At 45.0% G+C, this 9,255-nt stretch carries 9 protein-coding genes; 6 read left to right on the top strand and 3 right to left on the bottom strand.

Annotated elements, in window-relative coordinates:
• Nucleotides 1-215: 215 nt before the first annotated feature.
• From map to F6K37_RS22475, 3 genes are all read left to right on the top strand, one after another.
• Nucleotides 216-1,004: a type I methionyl aminopeptidase gene (gene map, locus F6K37_RS22485; RefSeq protein WP_008181613.1), complete on the top strand. Its 789-nt coding sequence runs from the start codon at nt 216-218 to the stop codon at nt 1,002-1,004.
• 203 nt (nt 1,005-1,207) lie between these two features.
• On the top strand, nt 1,208-3,391 hold the full coding sequence (locus F6K37_RS22480) for an S-layer homology domain-containing protein (RefSeq protein ID WP_287252252.1): 2,184 nt from the start codon (nt 1,208-1,210) through the stop codon (nt 3,389-3,391).
• 261 nt (nt 3,392-3,652) lie between these two features.
• Nucleotides 3,653-3,877 carry a hypothetical protein gene (locus F6K37_RS22475; protein ID WP_131826884.1) on the top strand — a complete coding sequence of 75 codons (225 nt, stop codon included), beginning with the start codon at nt 3,653-3,655 and terminating at the stop codon, nt 3,875-3,877.
• 78 nt (nt 3,878-3,955) lie between these two features.
• Here F6K37_RS22475 and F6K37_RS22470 read toward each other — a convergent pair whose 3' ends face one another.
• Nucleotides 3,956-5,389, bottom strand: coding sequence for an IS200/IS605 family accessory protein TnpB-related protein (locus tag F6K37_RS22470; protein ID WP_287252250.1), 1,434 nt, complete (start codon nt 5,387-5,389; stop codon nt 3,956-3,958).
• A 108-nt stretch (nt 5,390-5,497) separates the two neighbouring features.
• On the opposite strand from F6K37_RS22470, the gene tnpA reads away from it, so the two are divergent.
• Nucleotides 5,498-5,803 carry an IS200/IS605 family transposase gene (tnpA, locus tag F6K37_RS44735; protein WP_008181621.1) on the top strand — a complete coding sequence of 102 codons (306 nt, stop codon included), beginning with the start codon at nt 5,498-5,500 and terminating at the stop codon, nt 5,801-5,803.
• A gap of 484 nt (nt 5,804-6,287) precedes the next feature.
• Here tnpA and F6K37_RS22465 read toward each other — a convergent pair whose 3' ends face one another.
• Both F6K37_RS22465 and F6K37_RS22460 read right to left on the bottom strand, forming a co-directional pair.
• The gene (locus F6K37_RS22465; protein WP_008181623.1) at nt 6,288-6,647 is read right to left on the bottom strand and encodes a hypothetical protein; all 360 of its coding nucleotides are present in this window, start codon (nt 6,645-6,647) and stop codon (nt 6,288-6,290) included.
• An 85-nt stretch (nt 6,648-6,732) separates the two neighbouring features.
• Nucleotides 6,733-6,927 (bottom strand): hypothetical protein, encoded by a 195-nt coding sequence (locus tag F6K37_RS22460; RefSeq protein ID WP_008181624.1) that lies wholly within the window; start codon nt 6,925-6,927, stop codon nt 6,733-6,735.
• Between the two features lie 124 nt (nt 6,928-7,051).
• Here F6K37_RS22460 and F6K37_RS22455 point away from each other — a divergent pair, with 124 nt between their 5' ends.
• A complete protein-coding gene (locus F6K37_RS22455; protein WP_008181625.1) occupies nt 7,052-7,438 on the top strand; it encodes a hypothetical protein in 387 nt (128 codons plus the stop codon).
• Nucleotides 7,439-7,672: 234 nt separating this feature from the next.
• Nucleotides 7,673-9,067, top strand: coding sequence for an LCP family protein (locus F6K37_RS22450; RefSeq protein ID WP_287252246.1), 1,395 nt, complete (start codon nt 7,673-7,675; stop codon nt 9,065-9,067).
• The last annotated feature ends 188 nt before the right edge of the window (nt 9,068-9,255 follow it).

Below are 9,255 nucleotides of genomic sequence, written 5' to 3'. Positions count from 1 at the left end.
CCGATTCCCGAATCCCGATTCCCGTTCCCCTCCTGGGAGGGGTTAGGGGTGGGTTCCGATTCCCGATTCCCGATTCCCTAAAATCCAGAATGTACCTTACCTATTGCTCTCAAGCCAACCCGCGTTAATTAGGGATCATATTATTGTACAATTAAAAAAACAACAAATAGTATAATTTTTCCCAGGTTTTGGGGTAATTGACGGAATAAAAACTCATGGCAGCTGAAAGAATTGTGCTCTTATCCAGTAGAGAAATAGCTAAAATGCGTCTTGCTGGACGCTTAGCCACTGCACTGTTAGACCATTTAGAACCCATGGTTAAGCCAGGGGTAAGCACCCTAGAGATTAATGATGAAGCTGAGCGCTGGACAAAAGAGCATGGGGCAATCAGTGCTCCCTTAGGCTACCAGGGCTTTCCTAAATCTATCTGTACCAGTATCAATGAAGTTGTCTGTCACGGTATCCCTAACGGGAAGCAAATCCTTAAAGATGGGGACATCATTAATATAGACGTAACACCAAAGGTGGATGGATATCACGGGGATACCTCTAGAACCTTTTTTGTTGGTACCCCCTCACCCCTAGCAAAAAAGCTGGTGGAAGTTACTGAAGAATGTATGATGCGGGGCATTGCTGAGGTCAAGCCAGGAGCAAGGGTTGGCGATATTGGTGCTGCTATCCAAGAGTATGCCGAGTCCAACGGCTTTTCCGTAGTGCGAGACTTTGTTGGACATGGGATTAGCAAGATTTTCCATACAGCTCCCCAAATTCCTCACTATGGCACCCGAGGGAAAGGAAAACGCCTCCGGGCTGGGATGGTTTTCACTATCGAGCCCATGATTAACGAAGGTACCCACGAAGTGGAGATATTAGCTGATAAGTGGACAGCTGTAACACGCGATCGCAAACTTTCTGCCCAATTTGAACACACTATAGTTGTCACCCCTGACGGTGTAGAGATTCTGACATTGCCAGAACAAGAAATCCAGAGTAAATCTGCTTAAGTCTCAATGGACATTTAGTGAAAATCGAGCTTAAACTGTGAGATATAAGCAATAAAAGCAGGCACACTATCTGGGTAACAATTCTTAAGAGTATTTCTAAAGAAAGTTAGCCTCCTGCTCAGGAAATTAGCAAGTGGTGAACCCTCTCATGGGTGACACCGCAGTTTTGCTGTGTTCTTAAGCGTTTTGGGTAATCCTAAATTATGGCAACTCTATACGTCAATCCAGCTACTGGAAGTGATAGCGCTGATGGTAGCGAATCTACGCCCTTTAAAACTATTACTAAAGCCTTCGATTCAGCTGGATCAGGTGACCAGATTCAACTAAAACCTGGTACTTATAATACAGCCAGTGGTGAAACCTTTCCGCTGAAAGCTCCCTCCGGTGTAAAAATTATAGGGGATGAAGCCAACAAAGGCAAGGACATCTTAATTGAAGGCAACGGATTGTTCAACACCCGTTTCGGTGGTGGTCAAAACGTGACCCTTATCCTAGCTAAGGATACCGACCTCAGGGGAGTAACTATGACCAATCGTGAGCGCAGAGGCACTGGGGCCTGGATTGAGTCTGGTAGCCCTATCGTTGCTAATTGTACCTTCAAAGAGTGCAATCGAGAAGGGGTTAATGTCACTGGTGAAGCCACACCAGAAATTAAAGATAATAATTTCATTGGTAGCGGTATAGAGGGCCAAGGGATATCGATTACCAGGGATGCCAAAGGGAACATCCAAGGGAATACCTGTAAAAAAATGGGTAATGGCATTGCTGTTGATAGTAATGCAGCGCCAAGGCTGGTCGAGAACCAAACCTCTGAAAACATATTTGGGATAGTGGTTTCTGGGGACGCTCGACCGATACTGCGTAAGAATCGGATTGAAAACAACGAAAGATTTGGTCTGTCAGTTTCTGGCAAGGGTTTGCCAGATTTGGGAACCGCAGGAGACCCAGGGGAAAACGTACTGCGTAACAACGGTGAGTTTGATTTAAAAAATTACACCACGGTTAAGCTGATTTCAGTGGGCAATTTTTTAGTTGCCTCAAAAGCCAGTGGTCCGGTTCAAATTGATGACGCGATCGCTGAAGTTCCTAATCCTGTCGACCCTGTCGACCCTGTCGACCCTGTCGACCCTGTCGACCCTGTCGACCCTGTCGACCCTGTCGACCCTGTCGACCCTGTCGACCCTGTTGACCCTGTTGACCCTGTTGACCCACCTAAAAAGTTAACGGATATTGGTGGTCACTGGGCAGAGGATTTCATCGAGGGATTGTACAGTAAAGGGTATATTAGTGGCTTCCCTGATGGCACCTTTCAGCCAGAGAAAACAATGACCCGTGCTGAATATGCGGCCTTGTTGGTTAATGCTTTCAATCCTTCAGCTGAAAGGGAGGCCAAAAATTTCAGTGATGTTCCTTCCACTTATTGGGCTTACGAAAAGATTAAACAAGCCTATCGTGGTGGATTCCTCTCTGGCTACCCTGGGGGGACATTCAAACCCACAGACAAGGTTCAGCGTGCCCAAATAATTGTTTCACTGGTGAATGGGTTAGACTTAACGGCTGCCAGTCCCAATGCCTTACAAGCCTACGATGACAGTGGTTCCATTCCTAGCTACGCCATTGAGGCTGTCAAAACCGCAACCAAAAAGGAAATTATCGTAAATCACAGCAATCTCAGGCAACTCAACCCCACTCGCAATGCTACCCGTGCTGAAGTATCTGCCATGGTTTATCAAGCCTTGGTGGATGCTAATAAAGTCAGCGCTATTACTAATCAATATATTGTTAAATTTCCAGACGACGGGATACCCACATTCGCAGACATTCAAGACCACTGGGCGAAAGAGTTTATTCAGGAATTGTTGTCAGAAGGTATGATTTCAGGTGTTGACAACAGTAACTTTAAACCTGATGATAAGATCAACCGTGCTCAATATGCGGCCTTGATTAGCAAAGCGTTCAACCCTTCACCGAAAAGGGAAGCCAAGCAATTCAAAGATGTCAGTGATAAGTCTTGGGCTAAGGATGCGATTCAAAAAGCCTATCGCGGTGGATTCCTTTCTGGTTACAGTAATGGCAACTTCGGACAGGCCGATAATGTTAAGCGAGCGGATGTGATTGTTTCCTTAGTAAATGGCTTGGGTTTAAACGAATCAGACCCCAATGCTTTGGATTTGTATGATGACAAAGACAAGATTCCCAGCTATGCCAAAGATCAAGTCATAACGGCTACTAAAAAACTGATTGTGGTGAATTCCCCTGACCAGAGGAAGCTCAATCCTGTGCGTGAGGCTACTCGTGCTGAGGTAGCTGCGATGGTTTATCAGGCTTTGCTGGATCAGGGCACACTAACCGCTGCGGTGAATAGTGAGTACATTGTCGTTGGTTGATTTATGGTTTGGACTTGACCACGCTTATATCAACTAAATCTTTCTGAAAACATCGGTAGCCTGCTGAGTGCAGGCTTTTTTTTGTATAGCGCCATAAATGTAAGCGATTGACCTAAAGTCACGCTACGCGATGCTCCAATGGAGCCGCTAAGCGAACGCATTTGGATTTAGCTATCAGCTATCAGCTAAAGGCTGACAGCTGATAGCTTACCAGAGAAGAGGGAACAATGATTGTCAAAGAACCGATCAGAGGTACAAATCATGCAGAACAATCCTAGAGCGATGCTCTTTGAGAGCCGCTACGCGATCGCTTACAGTCAATTTTATTCCCCCTACTCTCTACTCCCTACTCCCTGCTCCCTGCTCCCTAAAACCCAGGAAGAAAGTACCTCACAGCACTTGAGAACTCCTATAGTTCACATCACTACCAATTCAGCAATTCGCTTGAGGATCCTAAGCACATTATACCAGTCATTGCCACGATAGAGGGTAAACTCATCGGAAAGAGCATACATCGGTCTACCGGATTTGGTTAGTTTGAACGCACCCCACCCAAATCGAAGATTATGGGTGGGGATTCGTGCGCTTAAAAGTAGCTAGACTCCTAAGCGTCCCCAGGACAATCGGCGTTCTCGATGTGCCGTTAGAACTTTTGCTATCGAACACCCTAGAGAAATGCCTATCTCCTACAATTACGGAATACCAGTATCTGGCCCCGATATTATAACTAGCATTTAGATCGGCATGATACCGTTTTCCTGTAGAAAATTTGGCAAGTGAATAATTGATTTTACTTCTCAAGACTTTACCGCTACCATCGAAAGCTACCGCACTGGTGTATTTAGGGTTAATTGTTTGAACAACCCCACCTACTTCCGTCCACTTATCGTTAATAAGCTCGCCGATTTTGCTATGGCACCATAAATGAAACTTCTGTTTCATCAATGACCCTTTCTTACCTGCTTTAGCTTTCCAGCCAGAGAGATTTTCTAATACGATTACTTTTACTCCATGTAACAAGGCAAATTTAACAATCTCTCTGGCTACCGTTCTGCCAATCTCCAAATTTAGATTAGAAGACTTGCGTTCAAGACCTTTACAGAAACCTCTTGGTAATTTTTTCCCGGTTATGTTACTGGTTTGTTTTGCCTTTTTGGCAATTTTCATTCTCCGTCTATTGCGACAGTCTATGTCTCTGGCGGGATTGATAAATTTTCTCGCCTTTACAGTACCATCGCGACCTACGATAGCTGCTACAGCAGCGTTATTGATTCCTAAATCTACACTACATATATATTCTGCCTCCTGCCTCTCCACTTGCTTTACCTCGACTGGCATGGATAGTTGACACTTCTTATTGTCGATTACAAGAGCAGGCGAACACAGTTGATTTCCTTTTGTTAAATGTCTATTACCTCCATGTTTCTTGACTTTTATATTTTTTAGCCAGACCCAATCAGTTCCATCCCAGACCTTTATGTCTACTGTGCCATAGTTCACCCCATATTTAATTTGCTGACCTTGATATAAAGCTGGATAGCTTTTGCACATAGCCGTTAAACGAGGGGGTAAGGCCTGACGATGTTTTCTAATGCCTGACTGCCACTCTCTATAACGAGTCTGAAAGCTAGAAACTATCCCAATAGCGTCAGCTATAGCTGCTCTTATTAAATAACTAGGAAACTTTCTAAAAGAAGGATTTTTATCTAAAACTTTTTGATAATAGTTATGTTTAGGAGCTGGATTTTTTGCTGTGGCATGAATCATTTTCTCCACAGCATTTATCCGTTCTGTAGAAGACAGAGTAGCTAGTTTAGCCCATTGAGCGTTGAATATGAGAACTAGAGGCGTTAGGAAGGCACGGTACTCATTGACAGTTAGTTGCATCTGGTGCTTTTGTTCTTGTGTTGCCACAAGGCTCCAAACGTCCGTCCGCATCAGGTCAGCCTCCTTTTTCTTTTTCTTTTTAGTTCTCCTGTTACTTCTTTTTTTGCTCATGGGCTTGGGTTTAACGAACCGTCTACACTTGGTCTACCAGTTATAATCTTAGTTGTCAAGACGGTTAAGAAAATTTTTCTATGCTACCGCTAAAAACCCTCAGCAACAGTGCGTTTCGGCTTATATATCACTTTAATCAGAATCGAGCTTATACTCAAACAACTTCTTGGGAAGTGGGAGTGCGATCTAGTAGAGTTTGTTGGTGTTGCTGACCATGTACATATTCTCTTTGAAGCACACCCGTCAGTAGGATTGTCGAAGCTAGTTAATAATGTTTTGACGGTTACTTCTCCTAGGCTACGCTTCAAGTTCGCGGAGCATTTATCTAAGTTCTATTGGGGATCATTACCTCAATTCTGGTCTGGCAGTTATGCAATCATTAGTGTAGGAACACAAGGGCCTATGACCGTTTGATTGCTGATTGAGTACGTAAAAAACCAAGAGACCCCTGAATAAGGACGCTGCGCGATGTTTGTTGGTTTCGCTTACCCCACCCAAATCATAGATTATGGGTGAGGACTGCGCGAAACATTTTGTTCAAAAACCGGAAATTAGTGCCATTAGTCACCAATCCAAAACTAGGGCGCAACTGATTAGGATTAGCCATCATGTAGGTCAATGCCTGAGGAATTGCTGACTTGAGAGAGAAACCAGCTTGTTTCGATTCAATCGCTAATACCCAACTAAACAGGTAAGGGGTCTCCCGTTATACCCGCGCTTCATGGGCGGGAGGGGAATTACCTGACGGGGTCTCTTGGTTTTGGTATGATAGATTGATGGCGGTTGGACTGCCGCTCAATGGCTGTGGTAAATCGATACAGGATATCGAGGAACAGTAAGTCTCATTCGTGAGTAAGAGCGCGCCTACATCATAATCTTTGATTTGATGTAGGAGTAGTCACAACTGCTCTTGTAGCACCAACACATCAATACGTCCCCGCAGGATTTCGTGCTCCTCAACAGCGGCAATTTCTATTGCGGCCTCTGTCTTGAGGTGAAAGGGAGAACCATAAAAACCCGCTAGTCCTAACAAGGGAGACAGCACTACCATTTTGACAATGTCTTCCACCATCGGGTACTGTTCCAGGTATAGCATGTGAGCCTTAACTTGCTCTAAGGACTGCCGTTCAGTGTCGGTAAGTTCTGGTAACTCGTCCTGCCACTCTCGGAAAAATTCGTCATCCTCTGCTGGGGTCAGGTCAAATTTGACCTTCACGTCATGCAAGCTAAGTTCTGTGACTGGAATCGTCTTCACCATCAGGATTGAGCCAAGGTCTGTCTTAACCTCTCGGGAAACCTATGATCGTGCGCCGCGAAACTTAGGTGAGCTTACCACTAGCCTATCAATCAAACTGCCGATAGCTCCAGGCTCGACCTACTAATGCGATCGCTAAAATCACCGTTGGAGCCAGGATCCCGATCATCCCATTAACGGATGTAGCGGCAATGGGTACACTGGGGGCAACGTATTTAATAATAACAGAAATTATCGTGGAGAGGATGACGAGTTTGAGAATGAAGCTTAGTTGATTATCCATGTTGCCATTGCCCTATTGCTATTACTATATTATTGCCATTGGTGAATAACCACTAGGTAATGTCATGATAAGAGGTAAAACCACCAAGTCATGGGGTTTGAGGGATTCTTAAGGCAAGCTGCGGATGGAACATAATGTGAAAAAGACTAATTCTACCGACAATCACGATAATCAGCGCTTACAGCTATTTATTTACCTTGTCCCCATCTTTGGCTTGTTTCCAGCACTGTGGACATTGTACCACTCTCAGGGAAACCGACAGGAAAAAACGGTGAGTCGCTTGTCCGTCACCTTGGCCTTTGGTTGGTTGCTAGGGTACAGTTTATTATCAGCAGGAGCACAATTGTCGGAATTTTGGACATTACGCTTGCTGTTTCTCAATGCTATGCTGACATCTGGCTATTTTCTGGTCAGTTTCGCTGTGATGGTGCGCTTATGGCAGCGCCAGTCACCACGCCTGCCTTGGATTAGCCGGATCTCTGAAGGAATCCTGGGCAAGTATTTGTCCTAGTCTAGGGGTTTACTTAAATAAATGATGTACTCTAATGATGGTTTTGACTGACGGATTGGGCAAGCTTGATCGAAAATTTACCTGATCAGGCAGCAACCTGTTAAAAAACCTGCTATAGAGTATTAATACTAAACCTTAAGATGGAAGCTCCAGGTCAAGCATGTGAAACCGGTCAGCAGTGAATAGTCTTCTTCTGTCAATACCATCCCTATTGCCTGTGTGTGAGGAAGCCCAGTGCCAGTTCAAAGAACTTATCGAAAACGCCGTGTAGTGAGAAGACCTACTCGCCCCGTTCGCAGAAAAAAGGTAAAAGTCAAGGGAGGGAATTTGCTCTGGCTTTGGCTAGGTTTTACCGCAGTGGCCATGTCATCTGCGGCAGCAGGTGCAATCCTAGCTGTATCCCTGGCAAGTACCCCTTTGCTGCAAAATGAACTGACTCCGGACGAGAAATCTGTATTTAACCAAGAAGAAACCATCTCCAGCAACAGCATGCACTTGCCGGAGTTGACTCGACCAGTTAATATCTTATTTCTTGGTATTAAAGTCCTAACCTCTGATCTCAAGCAACCCCCAGAAGTAGACCTGGGATACCACGCTCTGGTCAATTCCTTAGAGGGTTTGTCAGATACCATGCTCCTGCTACGGTTTGACCCAAATGGGGAAAAAGTCAAAGTGCTGTCGATGCCTCGTGATACTCAAACTCGTATTGAGAAACATGGTAAAATCAAGCTCAATGCTGCCAATTATTTTGGCGGACCTGCCCTCACAGCAAAGGCGGTCAGTGATCTTCTCGATGATGTGCCCATTGACCGTTATATCCGAGTAAACGTTCAGGGTGTGGAAAAACTGGTGGATGCCTTGGGAGGAGTTACGGTCTATATTCCCAAGGATATGAAGTACACTGACCACTCTCAACACCTTTATATCAACCTCAAAAAAGGCAGACAGCACCTGGATGGTAATAAAGCGATGCAGTTCCTGCGGTTTCGCTACGACAAGTATGGGGATATTGGTCGAGTTCAGCGGCAACAAATGCTGATGAGGGCATTGGTAGAACAGGCACTAAAACCTAGTACTATCGCACGAATCCCACAAATCCTCTCAGTTATTCAGTCCCACATTGACACCAACTTAAGTGTAGAAGAGCTAGTGGCATTAGCGGGTTTTGCCACCAAGACTAAACGAGCCAATGTCCAAATGCTAATGCTGCCTGGTCGATTTAGCAACGATGGCAAGAAACAAGCCAGTTACTGGTTGCCAAACCACCGCCGCATCCAGCAGATGGTGGGTCAGCACTTTGGTCAAGGCTATACCTATTACTCCAATGCCAACTCCACATCCCTGCGGATTGCGATTCAATACACTACAGATTCTTCTGAAGTCGCTAAAGCTATGCTCCGGAAACTTAACCAAGCTGGCTACCAGAATGTTCGTATTGATCAGAAATTGTCTAGGGAACCATTGCGCACCACTCGCATTATTGCCCAACAGGGAGACGATGAAAGTGCTGCCACTATCCGTAACTATTTGGGATTTGGGGAAGTGCGGGTGGAAAGCACCGGTGCTTTTTCCTCAGATATTACCATTCAGTTGGGTCAAGACTGGCTACAGAAACTGGGTTCTCAATAATAAGATAGGTTTTCCAGCTTCTAGCAAGGGCAATTATAGCAGTTTTCCATTGGGTGAGGTACTTTGCTTATCCTTTTAAGGCAGAGGGCAGAAGGCAGAGGGCAGAAAGGTAAGAAGGTCTTAAAGGCAATTAGCGCCAATAAAGACTGTACCTCATCTACTTGAAAAACCCTGTAACCATGTTCAAT

The sequence above is a fragment of the Moorena sp. SIO4E2 genome (assembly GCF_010671945.1).
Lineage (GTDB): Bacteria > Cyanobacteriota > Cyanobacteriia > Cyanobacteriales > Coleofasciculaceae > Moorena > Moorena producens.
This window is presented reverse-complemented; position numbering and strand designations above follow the sequence as displayed.